This is a genomic window from Paenibacillus plantarum (genome assembly GCF_013141695.1).
GTDB lineage: Bacteria > Bacillota > Bacilli > Paenibacillales > NBRC-103111 > Paenibacillus_E > Paenibacillus_E plantarum.
Genome location: NZ_WHNY01000004.1, coordinates 1 through 20862, shown reverse-complemented (window position 1 = coordinate 20862; position 20862 = coordinate 1). Strand labels below are relative to the sequence as shown.

Annotated in this window: 12 protein-coding genes; 11 read left to right on the top strand and 1 reads right to left on the bottom strand. The window is 44.3% G+C overall.

The features are described 5' to 3' along the window. Window position 1 precedes the first annotated feature (1 nt). From GC096_RS00075 to GC096_RS00060, 4 genes are all read left to right on the top strand, one after another. Window positions 2–904 carry an ABC transporter permease gene (locus GC096_RS00075; RefSeq protein WP_171628266.1) on the top strand — a complete coding sequence of 301 codons (903 nt, stop codon included), beginning with the start codon at window positions 2–4 and terminating at the stop codon, window positions 902–904. 12 nt (window positions 905–916) lie between these two features. Further along, window positions 917–1825, top strand: coding sequence for a carbohydrate ABC transporter permease (locus GC096_RS00070; protein WP_171628265.1), 909 nt, complete (start codon window positions 917–919; stop codon window positions 1823–1825). A gap of 71 nt (window positions 1826–1896) precedes the next feature. After that, window positions 1897–3453 carry an ABC transporter substrate-binding protein gene (locus tag GC096_RS39270; RefSeq protein ID WP_171628264.1) on the top strand — a complete coding sequence of 519 codons (1557 nt, stop codon included), beginning with the start codon at window positions 1897–1899 and terminating at the stop codon, window positions 3451–3453. 88 nt (window positions 3454–3541) lie between these two features. After that, window positions 3542–9799 (top strand): OmpL47-type beta-barrel domain-containing protein, encoded by a 6258-nt coding sequence (locus tag GC096_RS00060; RefSeq protein WP_171628263.1) that lies wholly within the window; start codon window positions 3542–3544, stop codon window positions 9797–9799. Window positions 9800–9838: 39 nt separating this feature from the next. On the opposite strand, the gene GC096_RS00055 is transcribed toward GC096_RS00060, so the two are convergent. Next, window positions 9839–10717: an AraC family transcriptional regulator gene (locus GC096_RS00055; protein WP_171628262.1), complete on the bottom strand. Its 879-nt coding sequence runs from the start codon at window positions 10715–10717 to the stop codon at window positions 9839–9841. A gap of 145 nt (window positions 10718–10862) precedes the next feature. Here GC096_RS00055 and GC096_RS00050 point away from each other — a divergent pair, with 145 nt between their 5' ends. The 7 genes from GC096_RS00050 (at window position 10863) to GC096_RS00020 (ending at window position 20778) form a co-directional block, all read left to right on the top strand. Beyond that, window positions 10863–13445: a GH116 family glycosyl-hydrolase gene (locus GC096_RS00050; protein WP_171628261.1), complete on the top strand. Its 2583-nt coding sequence runs from the start codon at window positions 10863–10865 to the stop codon at window positions 13443–13445. Between the two features lie 208 nt (window positions 13446–13653). After that, window positions 13654–14538: a carbohydrate ABC transporter permease gene (locus tag GC096_RS00045; RefSeq protein WP_171628260.1), complete on the top strand. Its 885-nt coding sequence runs from the start codon at window positions 13654–13656 to the stop codon at window positions 14536–14538. Then, entirely contained in the window at window positions 14535–15416 is an 882-nt protein-coding gene (locus GC096_RS00040) for a carbohydrate ABC transporter permease (protein WP_246302486.1), read from the top strand. Before GC096_RS00045 ends, GC096_RS00040 begins: the two co-directional genes overlap by 4 nt. Window positions 15417–15585: 169 nt before the next feature. Further along, entirely contained in the window at window positions 15586–17382 is a 1797-nt protein-coding gene (locus GC096_RS00035; protein ID WP_171628259.1) for a sensor histidine kinase, read from the top strand. Between the two features lie 43 nt (window positions 17383–17425). Continuing rightward, window positions 17426–17680 (top strand): hypothetical protein, encoded by a 255-nt coding sequence (locus tag GC096_RS00030; protein ID WP_171628258.1) that lies wholly within the window; start codon window positions 17426–17428, stop codon window positions 17678–17680. A gap of 35 nt (window positions 17681–17715) precedes the next feature. Further along, complete coding sequence (locus tag GC096_RS00025; protein ID WP_171628257.1) at window positions 17716–19356, top strand: helix-turn-helix domain-containing protein; 1641 nt, start codon at window positions 17716–17718, stop codon at window positions 19354–19356. A gap of 114 nt (window positions 19357–19470) precedes the next feature. Continuing rightward, the gene (locus GC096_RS00020; RefSeq protein ID WP_171628256.1) at window positions 19471–20778 is read left to right on the top strand and encodes an ABC transporter substrate-binding protein; all 1308 of its coding nucleotides are present in this window, start codon (window positions 19471–19473) and stop codon (window positions 20776–20778) included. The last annotated feature ends 84 nt before the right edge of the window (window positions 20779–20862 follow it).

The window sequence follows — 20862 nt, the reverse complement described above, 5'->3', positions numbered from 1 at the left end:
GATGGTAAGAATTTTCAAGAAAAATTTCGGAGTGACCCTGCTGGCACTGCCAGGTTTCCTTTTGATTTTGCTCTTTAATTATGTGCCGCTATACGGATTGCTGCTTCCTTTTAAGAATTATAAGTACAATCTGGGGATTTGGAATAGCCCTTGGGTCGGGTTAGACAATTTCGGATTCCTATTTAATGGCAATGTACTTTATCGTGTTCTACGCAATACGCTCCTGTATAACATGGTATTCATTATTTTGGGGACGTTTCTCTCCATCGTCATTGCCTTATTGTTATTTGAACTGAGTCGAAAATTTGTGAAGGTGTATCAAACGATTTTATTCATTCCTTATTTTATTTCCTGGGTGGTTGCTGGCTTTGCCTTCAGGGCGCTGTTTGATATGGATCATGGTGTTATTAACAGCATCTTGGTTGCCGTGGGTAAAGCACCCATCCTCTGGTACAGCGAACCTCAGTATTGGCCGTACATCCTAGTGGCAGCTGCTGTTTGGAAGGGACTCGGGTATGGATCTGTCATCTATTACGCTGCTCTGATGGGGATTGATGCTGAGTATTATGATGCTGCGAAAATCGATGGAGCAAGTAAGTTCCGCCAAGCATTTTCAATCTCAATTCCGATGATCAAACCGATGATTACCATGTTGGTTATCCTTCAAATCGGAAGTATCTGCTACAGTGATTTCGGTTTGTTCTACAATGTGACGTTGAATTCATCCTTGATCTATCAGACAACAGATGTCATTGATACTTTCGTTTATCGTTCTCTGATTGACATGGGGGACATTGGGATGGCATCAGCAGCAGGATTTTTTCAATCGATCGTCGGGTTTTGCCTCGTTTTGTGTACCAATACTATCGTGAGAAGGATTAATCCTGAAAATTCACTTTTCTAAGGAGCATCGACTATGAATCCTCAAAAAGCCATTCGGTTACGACCTACACTAACAACGGGTAAATTAGTGATTCATATCCTATTTATCTTGTTGTGTGCCGTGTGTGTGTTTCCTTTTCTTGTCATTATCGGCACCTCGTTTCAAACGGAAAATGACATTATCAAATATGGGTATTCCATGATCCCTAAGAACTTTACGTTAGATGCGTATAAGGTGATTCTGCGTGAGCCAACTGTTCTGCTGAACTCTTATCTGGTTACGATCGGTACGACGGTCATCGGTTCTTTGATTGGGATGTGGGTGACCACGACCTACGCTTATGCGATTTCGCGCAAAGATTATTCCTACCGTACGTTCCTTGCCTTCTTCATCTTCTTCACGATGCTCTTTCATGGAGGGATGGTTCCTTCTTATATTCTCATGGTGAAATGGTTGGGACTCCGCAACAATATCCTGGCACTCATTTTGCCGTATCTAATTAGCGGTTGGTTCGTTCTCCTCATGAAAGGATTCTTGCAGACCATACCGGATGCCATCATCGAGTCAGCTAAAATGGACGGCGCAGGCGAGCTGCGCATATTTACCCAAATTGTTTTGCAAATATCCAAACCAGCACTGGCAACATTAGGCCTGTTCTTTGCTCTCCAATACTGGAATGATTGGTGGCTGACCTTGCTTTACATGGATCAGAGCAATTTAATGAAGCTGCAATATTTACTTATTCGTGTTCTAAAAAATATGGAGTATTTGAATTCGGCTGAGGCCATTCAATATGGACTTGTGAAACCAGGTATGCAAGTACCTTCCTTAACTGCTCGCATGGCGATGTGTATTTTGGCTGCAGGACCGATGCTGCTTGTTTTCCCACTGTTCCAAAAGTATTTTGTGCAGGGGTTAACGGTAGGGTCTGTCAAAGGTTAATAGTTTCAGGTGCAGGAGAAACGCGCTGCGTCTGTAAATTATATAAAGACAATATAAGGGAGGCAATCCACGTGAAAGGTCAAAAAACAAAAGCTTCAAAATGGTTTGGACCAGGAACATCCGTCTTGCTTGCAACAACGATTGTGATTAGCGGCTGCAGTACGGATAACAAAACGAGTGAAAGCGCAAGCCCAGCTGCTAGTACGGCAGCAAGTACGGCAAGTACGAGTCCGACGAAAGATTATGTGGATATTAGCTGGTACATGCCAAAACCGATCGACAATATGAAGGATCAGGAAGCGGTTGAAGCGGCAGCGAACAAACTGATCAAAGAAAAATTGAATGCCAATGTAAAATTTAACTTAATTGATAATGCGGGCTGGGAAGATAAAATCAAGTTGAAATCAGCTGCTGGCGAGCCTTATGATCTTGTATTTACCTCTAATTCGTCCAATAACTTAAATGCGAATGTGCAAAAGGGTGCCTTTATGCCCCTCGATGACTTATTGCAGAAGTATGGTCAAAATATTTTGAAGAAAGTAGATCCTCGCGCTTGGAAGGCAGTTACCTATAAAGGGAAAATCATGGCGATTCCTGCACAGACCCCTTACAGTCCGGCATCTGCCTACGTATTTAAAAAAGATTTAGTTGAAAAATATAAATTTGATTATAAGAGCGTCAAGAGTCTTAGTGATTTAGAGCCATTCTTGAAGACAATTAAGGAAAATGAGCCGAATATGATTCCAGTCATTGCAACGGCTAATGGAGCGACCTCTGGTGTAGGATTACCCGACTATACAACTGTCGTTGGTGGCATATCTTTCAGCGAGAAGGATGGTACATTCGTCAAAACCCTTGATATTCCACAAAATTATGAAAATTATAGAGTCATGAATGATTTCTATAAGAAAGGCTACATTGCCAAGGATGCAGCGATCAAAACAGATTATCTAGCTGAAGCGAAATCCGGAAAATATGCCGTGCTGCGTGATTCAGGCGGTTATACCGAGGATGGGTCGAAATCGACGAGCACGTATGGATTCCCAACGGTTGAAACATTCAGCTCCCAGCCGACCATTTCAACTGCTTCCATGACTGCTGCTGCGACAGCGATTAGTGCAACGTCGAAGAATCCAGAAAGAGCGATGATGCTGCTCGATTATATTTGGAGTGACAAGTACTTATTGAATACACTTGCTTATGGCGTTGAAGGTAAAAATTACACGGTTAAATCGGGTACGGTTAAAGATCCTAACCCAACGATCGAAGCAAAAAGCGGTGCTGAACAAACATGGGCGATTTGGCACAACTGGCTTGGGCCGCTTTGGGATCAATGGGATTCCAACTGGAATTCAACGAAAGCTTTGGAAGCGATGAGAAAAACAAACGACAACGGTAAGGCATCAGGTCTGCTCGGATTCGTCTTTAACAACGAGCCGGTCAAAACGGAAATTGCACAAATCAATGCCGTCAATAAAGAGGCAAACCCGATCTTTACGACGGGATCCATGCCGGACTACGCGAAGTATGTTGAGGATACGAAGAAGAAACTGGTTGATGCAGGTATAGATAAAATAATGGCTGAGATTCAGAAGCAATATGATGCTTGGAAGGCTAGTAATAAATAAAGTTAAACTCGTGACAACAATGACTCTACTAATTAAAAGTAGGGTCATTGTTTTTAATAAAAGCTAATCCAATAGGAAAGGGAGTTTAATGATGGGTAAAAAGCTGTTAGGCATAATCGTTACATTTTTATTTGTATACGCTGTCATTTTCATGTTTCAGCCAACGCAAGTTAGAGCGGATGTCGCCAATCCGGAAGTGGGTTATTTGATTGACGACGATTTTTCGTTCATGTCAGCCTTGACGCCAGGGAATAGCCAGCCGTCCGGGTGGGATGTTCGCGCTGCAGGAGGGGCGCTGGTCTCCCTGTATAACACGAATTTCAAAATCAGCGATACGAGCACGGTACTGCCTGTTTCGATGAACAAGAAGTTTGTTTCGCAAAGCGCAGGTAATCTGACCATGGAATTTCGCATTAAGCCTATGTCAGTCATTGACGGCTTGAAGTGGCAGTTGCTCAGCGATGAGGTCGTAGGCGTGAGCCTAATAACGCAAAATAATACGCTTAGTCTGGAGACTTCCGCAAACACCGTGCTGCCCTTGCAAACCTATGCAGCGACCATTGAGTATGGAATCAAGGTTGTAATCAACCTGAACGCGCACACAACGGATGTGTACATCAATGGTGTAAAGAAGGCAAACGGAGCATCGTTCAAAAATGCCGTAGTGAATTTGAATCAGTTTCAAGTGAAAACGGGCGATGCCTCCATGGGGGAATTTTTCTTTGGCCCTTTGAAAATTTATAAAGGGTACGCCGTCAATGAGAGGCTGATTTCGGTCATTAATGGTGGCGCGATTCCACAGGATTGGACTACGGTTACGTCAGGCGGCGCAATCACCGTCGGCAGCATGCTTAGTTCCCCGCAGCCGGATATTAACAGCATGAAGCTGAACGCGGCTAGTAGCACCGGCAGTATGAGTCTGTCTAAAGCGATAACACCAATGGCAGATAATTTTACTTACGACTTCAAGGTTCTTTACAAGCAGAAAGGGGATGGATTGGAAGCTGAGTTAAGGAGTGGCACGACGAGCGTCATTAAATTAACGACAGCGGGCGATAAATTGGCTTATGTCAACGGAAGCGGGCAATCTGTTCCGTTGGAATACGCGTATCTAGCGAATCTGTGGACGCACATTCAGATCAAGGTGAACTGGGCGACGGCTACAGCGGATATTTATATCAATGATAAGCTTGATAAGCAAGGTGTGGCGCTCGCTTCAGGCGTGACAGCCGTTGACAGCATCAAATTTACAACTTCCGCTTCATATCGGGGAGAGATGTGGCTCGACGATATTCTCTTGTATAAAACGTTGCCCCTCCCGGCTGACTATGTACCGGCTCCTGTTGCGGTCAGTAAGATCGAGGGCGCTCCGAAAGTGGGCGTTCAAAGCTGCCCGATGTGGCGAGAAGGCCATCATCTGGGTTGGGATATGATTCAACCGTACCCGGATCGGACACCTCTTCTTGGTTTTTATGATGAAGGCAACCCGGAAACGGCGGATTGGGAGTCGAAATGGCTGGAAGAGCACGGGATCGATTTCCAGATGTCCTGCTGGTTCAGACCGCTTGGCGGAGATACGGATCGGATGCCGATTAAAGATTCGTATTTATCCCATGCTTTGGATAACGGTTATTTTAATGGCGCGTATAGCGATACAACTAAATTTGCGATTATGTTTGAAAATCTAAACTCTAAAGTCAAAGACGCAACAGATTTCCGAACGAACTTAGTTCCTTACTGGATTGAATATTACTTTAAAGATCCGCGTTATTTGACCATTGATAATAAACCTGTCTTTACAATCTACAATTATGAGGAGATGATAAAAGCCTTTGGCAACAGTATTTCGACCGCTAAGGCGGAACTGGACTACTTACGAAGCGAAGTGAAAAAAGCGGGGTTTGCGGATATTATTCTGCTGAATGTGTATAACGGGACGGATTCGCAGCAATTGTTGAACCGCAAAGCGGTCGGCTTTGATGCGGTATATGCGTATTCCTGGGGCTCCTTCGGTGGCCATCCGGAATTTCAGAAACTGAAAATGACGCAAGAGAAAGATGCCGGTGCTATTGATATTATCCCCGGTTTGAGCATGGGGAGAGATGATACGGCTTGGGGCCTGAACTTCGGTTATTATGCGACGCCGTCGGAATTCCAGTCATTGGCGCAGTGGACGAAGGATAGCTTTATGCCATCGCTTCCTGCGGGCAGTCTTGGCAAGAAGCTGGTGATGTTAGATAACTGGAATGAGTTTGGAGAAGGTCACTTTATTATGCCTGCCGGGCTAGCCGGTTTCGGTTATGTGGATGCCATTCGCAATGTGTTTGGAAGCAGTACACAGCATACGGACAGCGTACCGACGCAGACTCAGAAGGATCGGATCAATACCTTGTATCCTTTGGGGAGAGTGGTTCCTAATTTGAACCAACCACAGCCAGTGATGACCAATGTCTACGGGAACATGTGGGAATTCAATACGCCTGGCGACGCGGAGGGCTGGACAGTTGAGAAGCAGATTGTAGGCGTGACCGTACAGGACGGCAGTTTTTCGGGGGTAACGAACAATACCGATCCCGGCATACGTTCCACTGATCACCTCGGGATTAAGGCAGAGGATATTCCTTATATTGTGATTCGAATGAAGAACAGTGCGAATGATATTGACGGCCGCTTTTTCTTTACGACGGAGACAGATGGAACCTGGAATGAGGCTAAAGCTGTCGGCTTCTTTGTAAATCCGTTGGATAGTGGTTATACGGAGTACATTGTTGAGGCGTGGAGAAACAAGAACTGGACGGGGACTATCCGGCAAATGCGGATCGATCCAATTTCGGCTGTAGGACCGATCAGTATTGATTACATTCGAACAATTTATTCTCCGCAGCCGGGTATTCGGACTTACGTGGACGGCACTTACAAACCGTTCAGCCAGCCTGCGCTTTTACAAGATGGCATCGTCATGGTTCCCATGAAAGATATGTACCTGCAAATCGGCGCAAAGCCGGAATGGGACCCTGCGACGAATACTCTGTTGGCTGTGAAAGATAACGTTGTCTATAAAGTAAAGGTTGGCGATAGCATCGCTTATAAGGGAAGTCAGGCGATTTCGTTAGAGCATGCGCCTGTCAAGCTTACGAACGGAACGGTGATGGTGCCTCTCAGCTATCTTCGCCAAGCATTTGGCGCAGTTGCGAAGTGGGATGCCACTGCGCAAAAAGTGAGTGTGTATCCAACGGCGATCACATGGGATTTTGCGACGAGCAGCGGTTGGACGGCTAACAGCCAAATCACGAATCCCGTCGTGGCGAATGGTGTATTCAGCGGAACTTCAAATGGGATTTCCGGAAGTGTGCAGCCTGCTATTCTTTCACCGGACGTTTTGGATATTGCGGCTTCTGATATTAGGCGGATTCGAGTCAGCATGAACAATATGACAAGCGGCGAAGAGGCGAAGATTTATTTTACGACGACCGGGGATACCAGTTGGAATGAGGCGAAAATGATCTCTTCCTATATTCTCCCAAATGATTCCGTTTATCGCGAGTATGTGTTTGATACATCAAGCTTAGCTGCTTGGACGGGAACTATCAAACAGCTCCAAGTTGTGCCAACTACGGCTTCCGGAGCTTTCAGTTTGGATTCCGTACAATTGGAAATAAAGCCAACTGTTGCACTAAAAGGAGATAATCTCATTGAAGATCCGGGATTTGAAGGAAGTACAACTTCACAATATATGCTGCAGAATGCGACTGCTGCAAAGGATACGACACAATCACATAGCGGCCATCAGTCCGTCAAGATCACGAAATCGACACGTTACGGCAGTATTAGTTTTCCAGTGAATGTGGAAAAAGGCAAGCCGTATACGTACTCAGCTTGGGCCAAGTTGGCAACAGGCACGACGACCAATGAATTTTTAAGGGTGGGAATCCAATATAACTTGGACGGGGGTCCTCCCAAGCAACTCATTATTTTCACAAGCCCTGGTCTGAAAGCGGGAGAGTGGACACAGATCGAAGGTACTTACACGATTCAAGAATCAGGAGTCGTAACGAATGTTCTGATGTATCTCTATACGGAGATTGACAATCCAGGCGGCGTTTACTATGTCGATGACGTTGCGGTTAAGCCAATAACAGATTCGGGAAGTTCGGTTTGGGTTCATCCATCGAATATAAGTTTTGGTGCGACCTCAATGATGGTAGGTGTTGGTAAAACCAAAGCATTGGTTCCTGGGTTCACACCAGTGAATGTAAGCAATAAAGAATTAATCTGGCGTTCGAGCAATCCAAGTGTAGCGACCGTGGATATGAACGGCATGGTGTATGGTGCAAGCTTGGGCACGGCAACCGTAACGGCAACGACGGTAGATGGCGGGAAAGTCGCATCTGTGCTCGTCACCGTAGATGCTACGGTTGCGGTTACTGGGGTGTCGCTAACACCAACTTCACTCAGCTTGCCGCTCGGCAATCAGCAAACGCTTGTCGCGACGGTAACACCGGCCAATGCAACGAATAAGGTGATCAAATGGGAATCCGCCAATACGGTTGTGGCGGTCGTCGATGCCAATGGGATGGTTACAGGCGTGGGTACGGGCATAACCCAAATTAAAGCAACCTCGGATGATTCGGGCATTGGGGCCATTACAACGGTTACGGTAACAGCACCGACGAACGCGGTAAAAGGCACAAACCTTATTGTAGATCCTGGCATGGAAGACAGTACGTTAGCCCCTCCTAATTACGCTTATCAGGCCGTGCCTTCCCTGACTTCGACGGAACATCATTCGGGCCAGCAGTCCTTATTGTTGACGAAGACAGATAAATACGGAGGCGTTAAATTTCCTGTCCCACTTGTAAAAGGCAAACCCTATTACTATTCAACCTGGGCGAAACTAGCATCTGCTCCTACCGCAACCGAGACGATCAGGATCGGTTTGCAATATAAGGTAGACGGTGATCCTGTGATTAGGCAGTATATTATGTTCGTCAGTCCATCACTAAATGCTACAGAATGGAAACAAGTGCAAGGGAGTCTGATTATTAATGAAACGGGTGTTGTAACCGAAACGACCATGTTTTTATACACCGAAACTCAGGGTAACGGCACTCCGTTCTATGTTGATGACGTAGAGGTCAGACCATTGACCGTCGATGATGTGCCTCCCGTTACGGTCAGTGATGCACCATCCGGCTGGCAGACAACGGCTCAAGTTATTCACTTGACTGCGAGTGACTCAGGAAGTGGCGTCGCGGGCACGTTCTACAGCTTGGATCATGGAGCTTACATCGCTGGGAATACGATCTCTATCACTGGCGAAGGTGTGCATACGCTGGATTATTACAGCAAGGATTTGGCTGGTAATCAGGAAGCGACGCAAACCGTCAATGTCCGTATCGACGGAACGGCTCCAACAACATCCGTCGTAGCCCCATCTGCGCCTGACGGACCAAGCGGTACCTACATCAGCCCTGTTACAGTCACATTAAGCGCTACTGACAACGTGTCTGGCGTTTGGCAGGTCGTCTACAGCGTGAATAACGGCGCGACATGGACGCCTTATACGACTTCGCTCACCTTTGATAAGCAGGGGGCTTATACGGTCCTATACCGAGCAACCGACGCAGCGGGCAACAGCGAGACAGCCAAGAGCATAAGCTTCAATCTTGCCGCTTCAACGGTGAAGGTTCAACTCAAGGACAGTACCGGCAATCCCTTAAACGGCGGAGTGGTTAAATACTACGACGGCGGATGGAAAGATTTTGGCGTAACGGATGCCTTGGGAAATGCAAGCAAATCTTTACAGGATAAGGGCTATACCTTTGGCATCACGTATGAGGGAACGTATAAGGAGATTGTACAACATACAGGAACGGACGCTGTCGTCGTATTTCAGACCGTCAAGGCCAAGGTACAGTTAAAGGATAGTCTGGGGAATCCCCTCGATAGTGGTACGGTGAAGTATTATGCAGGAAGCTGGCGGACCATCGGCAATACAAGCGGAGGCGAGATCAGCAAGGAGGTACTGCCTAGCTCCTATACCTTTGGCATGACGTATGGGGGAAGATATAAGGAAATAGTACAAAATACAGGAACAGACCCCGTAGTCGTATTTCAGACGGTCAAGGTCACTGTACAGCTGAAGGACAGTCAAGGGAATCTGTTAGACGGTGGTGTGGCAACCTACTACGCGGGAAGCTGGCAGACGATTGGCGTTACAACCGGCGGGGGGATCAGTAAGGAGTTATTGCCTGATTCTTATACATTTGGCATGACTTACAATGGGACTTACAGAGAACTGGTACGTAATGTAGCAACGGATCCTATAGTTATATTTCAATTGTAAAAGAAGTCGATCTCATCATTTGAAAAAGAATGGCTGCGCTCAAAAGGCAGACCATTCTTTTTTTTTGTTTCTTCGATAAGTACCAGGGCTAGTACCTATGATGGATTTAAAAGTTTTGGAGAAATGATGAACGTCCGTAAAGCCGCAGTATTCGCTCACTTTCTGAATAGAGACCCCTTCGTTTAATAATTCTCGCGCATGTTCGATGCGTAAATGCAACAAATATTGGTAAGGTGTCGTGCCAAAATGCTGTTTGAAGAGCACGTTAAATCTGGATGGCGAAAGCCCGGCTCTCTTGGCCATATCGATGACGTTGATTGGTTCGGAAATGTGAAATGCAAAATAAGATGTGATCCAGTTCAAAAAGGGCTGGGGAGATACCGATACCGTTTGGGGTTTCATGTAGATTTTGAATATTAGAGTCAGCCATTCGTGGGCAAGCTGATTGGCCTCCATGACGCCTGTATACGTTTGTGATTGCCAGCACTCGATCATTCTCAGCACCAGATCTCTCATTTTATTCGAGTGGGCCGTCTCCAGCTTAAAGGGGATTCGGAGATCCTGGCAATCATGCATCCTAGGTTGCATATAAGCGGCGTAGGGGGCAATGTCCAATTGCCCAGGCAGGGTTACAAAGCTGCTTTCCCTCAACGGATTATAGAAAAAATCAAGGTGAATATATGGATTAATCGTAGGGGTAATCCCCTTAATGATATGCACATCACCAGGCTGAAACAGACAGAGGTCGCCTTCCTTCAACATATGGGTATCACCGCCCAGTTGAATCTCAAACTGACCTTCTTGCACATAAAAGAGGATATAATCCAGCAAGTTGCGTTCACCTAAAATAAACGGAGGTCGGACTGCATAACCCGCGATTCGAATAAAAGGAGCTACCGCATAATTTTCTAAAATCACAAATATGACACCTCTTTCAGAATGCAATTGCAGTTGTTTTTTACATAAAAAAAGCATTTTATCCACAAAGAATTTAGTCTGTTTTTACATTATGATAAAGGGAGTAGATAACTTTAGTATACCATTTTACAATCGGAGGAAACACATGAAAAACGTGTATAAAGGCGCCAAAACAAGAGAAATCAGCTTTCCAATAGGTGGCATAGGAAGCGGATGCATAGGTTTATCGGGGAATGGAAGATTAGTGGATTGGGAAATTTTTAATCGCCCAAACAAAAAGAGCTTCAACGGTTTTAGTCACTTTGCAATAAAAGCAGAAAGGCATGGAAAAGTTCTGGATGCACGTGTGTTAAACGGAGATTTGCAAGCTTCTTACGTAGGTGAACATGTTCGAAACGCTCCTTTACATAGCGGATATGGCTTCGGACCGGAGAGCCAAACGATGGCAGGGATGCCGCATTTCGAAGAAGTTGAGTTCAGGGGAGAATTCCCATTTGCTGAAATGTCGTTCGCGGAATCAAAGTTCCCAGGACGTATTGAACTAGTAGCTTTTAATCCATTTATTCCCCTTCAAGAGGACGATTCCAGTATTCCCGCTGCCTTTTTCGAGTGGGAGTTGGAAAATACGGAAGAACTGCCGCTCACTTATACGTTATGTCTCTCTGCCGGCAATCCGATTCCAACAGAGAAGGTTATTCACCAGTACGGAGATATGGATGGCGTCCATTCGATCCTGCTAGGATCCAATCAGTATGACAGTGAAGATCCTTATTATGGCGATATAACGATTGCCACGGATGCGGCAGCTATTAGTTATCAAGAATTCTGGTACCGTGGCGGGTGGTGCGATAATCTGGAGATGTTCTGGCATGACTTTGCGCAACCAGGGCACTTGAACAACAGGCAGTATCGCGAGGATGAGCCACCTGTGCGCAGGAAAGATACGGCATCGCTAGCTGCGCATACGGAGCTAATGCCTGGCGAGAAGAAAAAGATCAGATTCACAATCAGTTGGAGCTTCCCGAATGTGAACAATTATTGGAATCCAAATCCAGATGGTCCTAATGTCTGGCGAAATTACTATGCGACCCTATTTGAAGATTCTCGGGCAAGCGCGAAGTATGCTTTTAAACATTGGAAATACCTATATGAATCTACCCTTACATTTAAAGAAGCGCTGTATGCTTCCACCGTGCCTGATGTTGTCAAAGACGCGGTTTCCGCGAACTTATCTGTCCTCAAGTCGGCGACGAGCTTAAGGCTGACTGATGGTTCATTTTATGGATTTGAAGGCGTCATCGAGGATACCGGGTGTTGTGAAGGATCCTGCACACATGTGTGGAACTACGCCTACGCATTGCCGTTTTTGTTCCCGAGGCTGGAACGCAGCATGAGGGATCTGGATTTCAAGTACAACAAACGCGAGGATGGCAGAATGTCATTTCGTTTGATGCTCCCGCTAGGACGCGAGAGGATGGATTTCCGCGCTTGTGCAGACGGACAATTCGGCGGCGTCATGAAAGCTTATCGGGATTGGAAAATATCTGGTGATACGGCGTGGTTGCAATCTATCTGGCCTGCCATCAAGCAATCGATTGAATACGCGTGGTCTGACACTAATGAGGACAAGTGGGACCCCGAAAAGAAAGGCGTTCTTGTCGGCAGGCAGCATCATACGTTGGATATGGAGCTGTATGGTCCAAACGCTTGGTTGAGCGGATTATATTTGGCTGCGCTCAAAGCAGGCGCCGAAATGGCTGAGTTCTTAGGCGAACAGGCAACAGCAGAGGAGTTCAGTCATTTATTTCAAAGCGGTAAACAGTGGGTAGATGAGCATTTATTCAATGGTCAGTATTACGTTCAACAAGTGGATTTATCGGATAAATCGTTGCTGGATCAATTCGACGAGGAAACGGTTCTTCAATATTGGAATGTGGAATTGGAAGAAATCAAATATCAGGTTGCCGAAGGCTGTGTCATCGACCAAGTCATTGCGCAGTGGCATGCTAATTTATCGGGGCTAGGCGAGATTTTTGATAAAGGCCAAACGCGCACCGCATTGCAGTCACTGTATCGGTACAATTTTAAAACCAGCATGAGACACGAGGCCAATACCTGGAGGCTGTACTCGCTGGGTGATGAGGGAGGACTGGTTATCTGCACATGGCCCGAAGGAATAAGCAAACCAGCGATTCCATTGACGTACAACACGGAAACGATGACGGGTTTTGAATATCAGGCTGCCTCGCACATGATCCAGGAAGGATTCATTGAAGAGGGGGTGTCTATCGTGCAAGCGATTCGTAATCGTTACGACGGCGAAAAGCGCAATCCGTGGAACGAGATCGAGTGCGGCAGCAACTACGCCAGATCGATGGCCAGCTACTCCTTGCTGCAGGCTTTCAGCGGATTTGAGTACAATATGGTTACAGGTATGATCGGCTTCAACCCCGTACAATCCGAAGAGGGGATATTCCGTACCTTCTGGTCGCTTGATGCAGGCTGGGGGACTTTCGAGAAACGTGAAGAGCAAATATGCCTTCAAATTTTAGGTGGGCAACTTAACTTAAAGGTATTTAAACTTCCCGTGGAACAACTCATGGCGATTGAACAAATTCAATGGAATGGTGATAACTTAGCATACACAATCAAAGGTAATGAGATACATTTTACTGAGGGGTATACGCTGGATACGACGCATCCGCTTGTAATCAAGCTCCGTTCATAGATGAAAAAATAACCATGAAACAAAGCCTTACGAGAAATCGTAAGGTTTTTTCACGTTTAAATGGTCATTGTTATTGTTCAACCATTTGATCAGTAAAACGGAGGCAGACACAAAATTTATCAATCGAAAGCACAAAAATTATCATGTGAAAGCGCGTCCAATCTCACTAAAATTAGCTTTACATTAGGTAGGAATGAGAGGGACACACATGAATGACATGATGCAAAAGAGAGTGCTTATTTTTTCTTTTCTGGCTTTGCCGATTGGGTTGCTGTTGTTATTCCTGATTTACCCAACTGTCAAACTGTTCCAATACAGTATGACAGATTGGAACGGGATCAGCAGAGATTTGCATTTTGTAGGTTGGGATAATTACTTGAAAGCGTTCAAAATGTCGCAAGTGTGGCAATCGCTTTCAAATAACTGGCTGTATTTTATTATCCATGCAGCGCTTATTCCGTTTGAGATATTATTAGCGGTCATGCTCAATGCCAAAATGCGGGCAAGCGAATTTTTCCGCTCCATTGTGTTACTGCCTTACATTATTAATGGCGTTGCAGTCGCTTATATTTTCAGCTATTTATACAACCCAGTAAACGGTCCTGTGAATGAGCTGTTGACAGCTATCGGCTTAGAGGGTTGGATTCATAACTGGCTCAGCGATGTAAACATTGTGAACTATTCACTTGTCGCCATCTCCCTATGGCGGTTTGCAGGATTTCATATCATTTTATTTCTAGCGGGCGTGCAGTCGATTCCGAATGACCTTTACGAAGCGGCAACCATTGATGGCGCGAACAAATTGCAGCAAATTCGCTATATCGTGCTGCCAGGTATTCGGCGAGTGATTGAAATTATTTTGTTCTTAAATATTCGAGGCGCACTTCAAGTGTTCGATATTCCTTTTCTGGTTACGCAAGGCGGTCCAGGCAATGCAAGTAGTACCTTTACAATTTTTACGATCAATACAGCGTTTAAATACAATAGCTACGGCTTGGCTTCAGCGATGGCCATTATTCTTATGTTGATGATCATTGTATTCACTTTCATTCAAAACTTATTGATCCGCGAGAAGGGAGACAAAGCATCATGAGCAAGTCACCTATCCAATTGGCAACCAAATCGCAAAAAATGGAATCAACTGTATTTATCGCAAACCTTGGCAAAATCCTGTATTACTTGCTATTATCAATCATCACGCTAATTATTTTCGTTCCTCTGCTTGTCGTTGTATTTGCAGCATTCAAATCAGCGCCGGAGTTGGCATCCTCATCGCCATTCTCACTTCCGATCAGTTGGTCGTTCAAAAATTTCATCGTCGTGTTCGAGAAAACGAATATGCTCCTTGGATTTCTAAATTCAATCAGCATTACAGTCTCAAGTGTGGTCATTAATGCCATTCTGGGAGCAATGACAGCGTTTGTTCTTAATCGGTTTAATTTCAGATTCAAGAAAACGATTTTCCTACTATTCATCGTTGCATCCGTAGTGCCTACCTATACGACGGAAGTAGCTCGTTTTCAGACCATTAAATCGCTAGGTGTTTATAACACACTTTTTGCTCCGCTCATTATTTATGCAGGAACGGATCTCATGCAAATTTTCATCTACTTGCAATTTATTGAGAAAATCTCCAAACAGCTGGACGAAAGCGCACTACTAGACGGGGCCTCTTATTTCCGGATTTTTCGCTCCATTTTATTTCCGCTCATGCTTCCGGCAACGGCGACGCTCGCGATTATTAAAGCTGTAGATATCATGAATGACATGTACATCCCTTATTTATACATGCCGTCCAAGAAGTTAAGCACACTTTCGACCGCATTAATGACGTTTGTAGGCGAACGTGCAACCTACTGGAACGAACTGTCGGCAGCGATCATATTGGTCATGTTGCCTACGATCCTCATGTATTTGATCTTACGTAAATTTATCTTTGCTGGACTGATGGATGGAGCCATGAAGGAATAAGTCGTGTACATACGCTGAGGGGAAGTCAAGACGCCTTCCTCTTCGGGTAGAAGGAGATATATGGGATTTTTTGTGGAATTGACGTCACCTATGTTCCAATCTAAAATTAACATAGATGACTGTAGAATTTTGTCAAACAACAGGAGCTTTATTAAATGGGGGCGCTTACATGCGTATGTTCAAAAAAAGATGGCCAATCACATCGATTCTGTATGTCATGTTCTTCTGCGTCATTGTCATGCCGATCGCTTTGGTTACTTTTTTATCCTTACGTGCCTACACAGATATTTTGCTGACCAACATCACTTCACGCACGATGCAGACGCTAGAGCAAGTATCGTATTCCATCGATCAGGAACAAAGCAGATACATTAGGACAAGTGCCGCCATTGCCACGGATAAAGATCTCATCTCCCTTGCTACCTCTTATCATCGCAGCAACGAATCCAATGAACAATTCAGTTATTCCAGCCAAATCGAAAATCAAATAAAAAGCTATTTACACGATATGCCTGACTTCGTTTCGGCGATGTTTGTTTATCGAGATGGAGGTGCTTACTTCTTTGAAGGCACCCACTTTCACAACATTAACACGCGTATTAACGTCAATTATTTGAAAAGTACGTCTCTGTATAAGAAAGCGCTCCAGAACCAAGGGCGTGTCATGCTGTTCGGGCCTGATGAGAATAAACTGATCGAATCTGGCGATAAATATATCGTATCAGCTGCCATTGCGCCGCAATTTGAGAAGTCATTTAATGATGTTGAAATGATCTATTTTGTGATCCAAGCCAAAATGTTCGAGAATCTTGCCGAGTCTAGTTCTAACCAAAACGGAAGTTTTATCATCCTCGATGGCAATGGAAATATCATGTTGGATACGAGCAAAGATAAAAATAATGCCATTGAAAAGAAAACGATTGAAGGGGCAAGCAATAAGAAAAGCGGCCATTTTGAAACGAATGAACAAGGTGGCAAGATGTTTGTAACCTTTATGACAATGGAACGAACGGACTGGAAAATCATCTACATTACACCGTATGATCAGATGACTGCGCAAGTCAAACAGATCTATACTTTTATTATGAATGTATCTGCTTCTGGGTTAATCCTGTTTCTAATTGTCTCTTTTTTCCTTGTCCGCAGCATTGTCGGGCCTATTAAATCATTAATCTATCAAATGAATAAAATGAAAAGCGGTTCCTTTCAAGTCGATTTGGATCTTCAGGGCCCATTAGAAATATATTCGCTAGGGAAAACATTTCAGAATATGGCAGTACGCATTCAAGAGCTCATTATCGAAAGGCAAGAGCAGGAGAAGTTAAAGAACCGAGCAGAGATTGATGCGCTTCAATCTCAAATTAATCCGCACTTTCTTGTTAATACACTCAATGCGATAAAAATTATGGGCATGCTGTCTAAGGCGACAAATTTGGTCGAAATGACTGATTCACTCATTAAGCTTTTATCCTCTACGTTTCATCGCGGCGGATCGTACATCCAAGTATCGGATGAAATGCAGAGTTTAGAGAAATATATTCATATTATGAAAGTTCGGTATGGGGATCGTTTCAAAGTGGAGTATGACATGGATGCAAGTGTTACAAATACCTACATTCTCAAGCTTCTTTTGCAACCTATTGTTGAAAATGCCATTATTCACGGATTTTACGGCAAAGAATCGATGGGAATCGTCAAAATTACAGGTAAACAAGACAATAATCAACTTATTCTTACGATTACTGACAATGGGAAGGGCATGGAACAGCGGAAGATGGGAGCCTTGCTCCAAGAGAAGAAGGTGGAGTCACTGTGTGGGATTGGGATTGCTAATGTGAAGGATCGCATTCGTTTGAATTACGGAGAAGCCTATGGACTGATCATCACAAGCGAGCTTGGACTTGGCACGGAAGTCGTCGTGACATTGCCGCTGCTGTCCAGCGATCCTGACCATCCACCATCCTGATCGTTCTATAGAAAGTTAGAGAGATGTAAGGGGGGCAATTTGAATGAAATTTTGTTTATATGATACCAAGTATGAACGCATCATCCTTGTTGCGAAAAACTTGACGACGGCCTTTTCGCAGAAAGAAAAGTTCGCACTATCCAACGATGTATCGGTTCTTCCGCTTTTATCAAAAGAGGAATACATGCTATATCCGCATTCATTTCGCGGGATCGTTAACGGCCAAAGTTATTTGTTGTTTGAAGTACCTGGTTGCCTCGAGCATAAGTATGATCGTGTGATTGTTCAAGATGAATAGAATCCGGATGACTTTCAAGAGGGGAAATGAAGCGTATGTTTAGGGTGATGATCGTCGATGATGAGCCGCTAGTGAGACTTGCTTTGAATGCCCTTATTCCCTGGTCTGAATTGGGATGTGTTGTAGTAGCTGAGGCTGTAGATGGACTTGGAGCTTGGGAACGCATATCGGGTTATCAGGATATTGATCTCATGATTGTCGATATGAGCATGCCCATTATGGATGCGCTCACGCTGCTATCTAAGCTGCAGGAAGCTAATTTGGCTCACGCTCCGATGAGTATTGTACTGAGTGCCTACTCGGATTTTGAATTTGTGCGAAAGGCATTTCTACTTGGCGCTGTTGATTACATCATGAAAGCAGATCTTGACCCTGAACATATTATACCGGTCATTCAAAAGACAACGAGCCTCCTGACCGAAAAATCGGTATTTTCAGCAAATTTGGATAAGCAACATCATGAGTTAGATAGTAAACAGCGAGAAAGTTGGCTGCGAGGTTTGATCTGCGATAAAGACTACACATATAACCATAATGTAGCGCAAGATGATACGTTTCAACAGTGGGTGACGGCATATGCAAGCTATCAGGTTGTCCTAGTAGCTATATTGCCGGATAAACCATCGCCTGATATTTCATTGTCTGACGCTGTGGAGATAGGTAATTATGAACATTTGGCTAGAACGATTCAACAAAGGATCGAGATCGTCAAGCATCCATTCGAGCTTATTGCTGTTCAAGAGGATGAAATTGCACTCCTTCTCTGTTTCGAATCTTCGACTTCTTATTTAAATTTGCGAGGACAAGTGATGGAACTCTTAGACTCCTTGCGAAATACGGTCAAAAATTTTCTGAATGTATCGCTATCGATTGGTGTATCTGATGCATGTAAGGATTGGAAGAACTGGCATCTCAAGTACAGCCAAGCAAGAAGCTTGGCTTGTCTGCGATTCTCAGAAGGTCCAGGGCGTGTCTATTATCCTGAAACGATCGTCATGAATGATCGACCCTATCTGATGCCATGGGATCATGATCTGATGATGCAACGTATGGAGAATGGCGATATGAACTGGCAGAAGCAGTTGTACGAAGGATTACACCAATTGAGTGAAGTGTCTAATGTGACCTTAGAAAGCGCTCTTCCTGTGTATGAAGAATTGATTTGGAATATCGGCGCCTTGCTGCATGCGAAGGGGATGAATTGGACGCATGTGATTGAGACCCGGCGAAGACCCTATGAAATTGTTGAGCAGTTTACATTCCGTGAGGATCTCCATGCGTGGATTGAGCAACTTGTGATCAGGTTTGCAGAGCTGCTTCATCCTGATAAAATGCGCGAAGAAAACCCACAGCGCTTAGTAGAAAAAGTTAAACGTTACATTGAGAAGCATTATTGTAGCAGCATCACCCTTGGTCAAGTGAGTGAATGGGCGCAAGTCACGGAGAGTCATCTCAGCAAGCAGTTTGTCAAAGAAACAGGAGAGCATTTTATTGAATATGTCACGAAACTACGTATCAATGAGGCGACAAGGCTAATTGAAGGTGATATGAAAATGTATGAGATTGCTGTGAAAGTGGGATATGAGAACCCCGAACATTTCAGTCGTGTATTCAAAAAATACCGGGGAATAAGCCCGCAGAAATATCGGGATTGTTACGCTAAGAAGAAAGAATAAACCCCAAAATTTATCAAGGTAATCACTAAATATATCAATGAAAGCGTATTCTGGTTTTGTGTAAGATAGGGGTGTAAACAACTTAACGTAACTTCAAGGGGGTAAACAAAGATTATGAAAAGAAAATTAGTTACATCTGTACTTTCCATTGCCTTAACTTTCGGACTAGCAGGATGTGGAGACAAAACGACGCCGACGGGCAGTAGTTCTTCGGTTACACCTACGATCGTAGATAGCAAGAAAGAGGATGCGATCACATTAAAACTTGCAATGTGGGATAGCGACAGTGGATTTCTAGACAGCTGGACAAAGAAGGTAAAAGAGTTCTCGACTGTGATGCCTAACGTGAAAATGGAAGTCGAAACGTTCAAAAGTGATGGCGACTATTTGCAAGCAATGAAAGTAAGACTAGCAGCGAATGAACTACCAGATATTATTGAGCTCAAGCCGAATTTCATCAATGACTTTAAAGCTGAACTCCTTCCACTAGATGATTTAAGCGTAACGTCCAAAAATACGAAAGCAAAGCAGTTCGCAGTAGACGGTAAAGTTCTTGCGTTGCCGATGATTTCTTTCCCTGAACTTGTTTACTATCATCCGAGTGTTTTTAAAGAGTTGAACTTGAGTGTACCTACAACGTGGGAACAGTTTGTAAGCGCATTAACGACGATTAAAAAAGCCGGAAAGTATCAACCATATGCCATGGGCGGTAAAGACTCCTGGCCGAATTATCCGTTCAATGAGTTCATGCCATTGTTGGCATCAGGCGATGAAAACTATTATGACAAAATTGCCGCAATGGACAAACCTTTTGATAAAGGTACACCATTCTATCAAGCCTATAGTGATATTCAGAAGTTGTATGATGCCAAAGTCATGGGCGCAGATCCGTTAGGCTTAAGCAATGATCAAGCAACTGGATTGTTTGAAGCGAAAAAAGCAGCTGTGATCGCTGCCGGATTATGGTACTTACCGCAATATCAAGCGAAGGTAGGCAATATTGATGATTTGGCAGCATTCCCATTGCCTGCACGTCATTCGGAGACGGAGCCGTTGAAAGTGATGACGTTTACGGATAACTTCTTCGGAATTAACAATAAATCCAAGAATAAAGAAGCGGCTAAGAAGTTCCAAGAGTGGATGTTCGGCTCAGATGCTTACACATTCTATGTCAATAAAAAGCAATCGAATTCCGTGATGGAAGGCGTTAAAGCGGATGTTCCATTCTTGAATGATTTCTACAAAACGAACAAATTTGAAGAATTTAACTATCGTCCAGGCGGAGAGAACTTCAATAAATACGTGAATGCCATCCAGTTGGATTGGAAGAAGCTTGGTCAAGAAATGATGGGCGGTACTGCGCTGGATAAGATTTCTAACGATCTCAATAACAATTGGACGAAAGCAAGAGCAAGTAAGTAGGTTTTGGTGTTAAAAAGGGAGAGGGATGTGTGTGTGGATAGACACCTCCTCTCCTATCCTTTAGGGAATTAGTTCTCTTTTTTT

Coding starts and splice junctions, on each gene's coding strand:
- GC096_RS00075 (WP_171628266.1), top strand. CDS start 2: ATGGTAAGAATTTTCAAGAAAAATTTCGGAGTGACCCTGCTGGCACTG.
- GC096_RS00070 (WP_171628265.1), top strand. CDS start 917: ATGAATCCTCAAAAAGCCATTCGGTTACGACCTACACTAACAACGGGT.
- GC096_RS00060 (WP_171628263.1), top strand. CDS start 3,542: ATGATGGGTAAAAAGCTGTTAGGCATAATCGTTACATTTTTATTTGTA.
- GC096_RS00050 (WP_171628261.1), top strand. CDS start 10,863: ATGAAAAACGTGTATAAAGGCGCCAAAACAAGAGAAATCAGCTTTCCA.
- GC096_RS00045 (WP_171628260.1), top strand. CDS start 13,654: ATGAATGACATGATGCAAAAGAGAGTGCTTATTTTTTCTTTTCTGGCT.
- GC096_RS00040 (WP_246302486.1), top strand. CDS start 14,535: ATGAGCAAGTCACCTATCCAATTGGCAACCAAATCGCAAAAAATGGAA.
- GC096_RS00035 (WP_171628259.1), top strand. CDS start 15,586: ATGCGTATGTTCAAAAAAAGATGGCCAATCACATCGATTCTGTATGTC.
- GC096_RS00030 (WP_171628258.1), top strand. CDS start 17,426: ATGAAATTTTGTTTATATGATACCAAGTATGAACGCATCATCCTTGTT.
- GC096_RS00025 (WP_171628257.1), top strand. CDS start 17,716: ATGTTTAGGGTGATGATCGTCGATGATGAGCCGCTAGTGAGACTTGCT.
- GC096_RS00020 (WP_171628256.1), top strand. CDS start 19,471: ATGAAAAGAAAATTAGTTACATCTGTACTTTCCATTGCCTTAACTTTC.